The sequence below is a fragment of the Phyllobacterium sp. genome (genome assembly GCF_037994425.1).
Lineage (GTDB): Bacteria > Pseudomonadota > Alphaproteobacteria > Rhizobiales > Rhizobiaceae > Phyllobacterium.
The window spans coordinates 1-2,166 of the sequence record NZ_JBBNAM010000405.1 but is presented as its reverse complement, the minus strand read 5'-3'; the positions used below and the strand labels follow the sequence as shown (position 1 = coordinate 2,166).

Here is a 2,166-nt window from a genome sequence, read left to right as displayed (position 1 = left end):
AAATCCGAAAGATGTACGATGAATCTGGCGCGGATATCTTCGCCTTGGGCATAGATATGAAGGCCGATCCGTCAAACCACTTTCCTCGCGTTTGGATGACGTCAATAGTTGAAACTGCAAAGTCCGACCGGTTGGTCGTGATATGAGTGTATCCCCGAAACGCATGCAACAGGTTGCCGAAAAAAGGGCAGGAGGCTGCCGATGTGGAAAGGAGTACTGGCGGGGCATCGCTCCTACGCCGATACGATGTCTGACCTCCTGCGCAAGGAGCACGGCGATAGCCATCGCGCGGTCAAACAATTAATGCGGCTTACTGGAGCAAGCGAGCGTACGGTCAAGCATTGGCTGGCAGGTCATGTCTCTAAAAATGACCCTGATGGCGAAGAACTCAACCGGCGCCAACGATGGTTCATACAACGGTTGGAAGGGGAGGGCGGCGCTGTAAAGCAGTAGATATCGCGATGGCGTGGAAAGTGAGCGTGAAGACAGCCCGTCGGGACATCAAATCTCTACAAGCGGCGGACCTTGTTGAATATGTTGGGTCGCGGCGGAGAGGCCGCTATCGACGAATATGCGTGGGCTCAGATTGATCGGGAGTAGTGCGTTGACTCGGGCAGCGGATGTCTGCATCTATCCTTTGAGTTAGGTAATTCTCAGACTTTCGAATAGTGGCTCGATAAGCCAGCGCACTGTGGCTGAAAAGCCCGGCTCATAAGCTTAGCGGAACTCGCGCCATCGCGCTGAGGCATGCAACGGCAAACCGCACTTGGACAAGCTATTTTAATCCGATCACCATCGAATCCGGACCCACAAGTGGTTTCAACCACGTTTTTGAGAATCCGGCTTCACGCATCCAGGCCTGACAGTCTTCTCCCGTATAGTCGAACCCGCCGGGCGTCTCGATCAGCATATTCAAGCTCATCAATAGACCGAAAGCGTTTTTGCGGCGATCATCATCGATGACGGCATCATAAACAACGACTGCGCCGCCTTTCGGAAGAGCATCAAATACCTTGCTTAGAAGCATCTTTTTCTGGGTAAGGTCCCAATCGTGGAGGATGTGACCCATGACGATGACGTCAACTTTCGGCAGGGGATCCTCGAAGAAATTTCCACCATGAAACCGCACTCGGTCCTTCACTCCGCGACGTGTAATAAATTCCTCGAAGACTGATTGAACCGCGGGGAGGTCGAAACCGATACCGGTCAGGTGGGAATGGGCGCTGGCAAGAGTGGCAGGAACCATGCCCTGAGCTGAACCAAGATCCATGAAGGTCTTGTAATCTTGCCATGGGAAATTGGCGGCGATAGCGTTGGCTGCCCCCGCGCTTATTCCACTCATCGCGCTTAGAAATCCCCGCAATCGTTCCGGATCGGCATAAATTGCCGCAAAGAAGTTTTCTCCTCCACCCTTGCCCTCGTTCTGCAATTCGCCCGTGCGCAGGGCATCCGTGAGCGATCCCCAGAAGCCATAGAGCCGGGCATTTGCCATCTCCAGGATACCGCCGATATAGGATGGCTTGGCTCGGTCGAGAAAGAGGTCCGTATCGACAGTGTTGCTGTAGACGCCGTTCTCGCGCTCCAGCAACTTGAGCGCCACCAGCGCATCGAGAAAGTCTCGGGCTGATCGCCGATGCAGCGCAAGCTTCCTTTGAAGCGTCGGCAGGTCGGCCGGCGCATTTGCCAATGTACTAAACACCCCTAGTTCGACAGCACTCAAGAGCGTTTTGGATGCCCAAAAACCCATCCCAACTTGCATGATATGTTCTGGTGTTGCTGTGCTCACGACTTGATCCTCCAATTGGCTTGTTACCTTGGCAGGCGGGGTCTCGCTGCGGCGGTATTTCAACAGCGGTAAAAATTACCGTCATAGTTTGGGCTCGGCAAGGCTAAGCTGAGCGAAGGGTTCACTCGGTAAGCGCGCCCTGTTACGAAAGACCGCCTGCGAAGGATTGATTTAGGGGGTCCGCTTTCAGTGTATTTGCTGAGGGCATAATGTCCTCTCTGAGGCGCAAAGCAGCCGTCGTTTGTTTGGCTCCTTCATTACAGTTTTGCCAAAAGGACCGCATAGTGGAGTAAAAGTGCAACCATGGGTGAGTCCGCAGCGGATATCCTTCGAGGCGTACGCGAATTGGTATGAAACGGGGTCTTGATACGGATTGTAGA

At 53.7% G+C, this 2,166-nt stretch carries 2 protein-coding genes; one reads left to right on the top strand and one right to left on the bottom strand.

Annotated features, from left to right (window positions below):
- Positions 1–201 precede the first annotated feature (201 nt).
- Positions 202–453 carry a hypothetical protein gene (locus tag AAAB35_RS26850; RefSeq protein ID WP_340654271.1) on the top strand — a complete coding sequence of 84 codons (252 nt, stop codon included), beginning with the start codon at positions 202–204 and terminating at the stop codon, positions 451–453.
- Positions 454–775: 322 nt separating this feature from the next.
- On the opposite strand, the gene AAAB35_RS26845 is transcribed toward AAAB35_RS26850, so the two are convergent.
- A complete protein-coding gene (locus tag AAAB35_RS26845) occupies positions 776–1,786 on the bottom strand; it encodes a methyltransferase (protein ID WP_340654270.1) in 1,011 nt (336 codons plus the stop codon).
- Between the last annotated feature and the right edge of the window lie 380 nt (positions 1,787–2,166).